The sequence below is a fragment of the Corynebacterium sp. TUM25020 genome (genome assembly GCF_056388495.1).
Window position 1 is genome coordinate 1 of sequence record NZ_JBWJFG010000026.1, and the last position, 251, is coordinate 251.

Genomic DNA, 251 nt, shown 5'->3' on the forward strand with positions numbered 1-251 from the left:
GGATGAACAAAGCCATGGTGGCGGTATTTTTGTTGTGGGTTTGGGTGTTGCGGGTAAAGGAGTGTCCGCAGTGGGTGCAGCGCCAACGGGTGGTTGATTTGCTGGTGGTGCCGTTTTTCTTTGTGTTGTTGCCGCATAGTGGGCAGCTGGGGCGGTTGGTGGTCATCCTTTAATCCAACCGGTGTGCGGTTAGCACAAATGTGGCCGGAGGTGCGGGATGGTGTGGGTAATAGCTTTCGGGGAGCTATTCT

At 55.0% G+C, this 251-nt stretch carries 1 protein-coding gene; it reads right to left on the reverse strand.

What is annotated here, in order from left to right; translation table 11 throughout:
- A partial coding sequence (locus tag AC05K6_RS10195; protein WP_476728471.1) for an IS1/IS1595 family N-terminal zinc-binding domain-containing protein occupies positions 1 to 166 on the reverse strand: 166 nt, incomplete at its 3' end.
- Positions 167 to 251 lie beyond the last annotated feature (85 nt).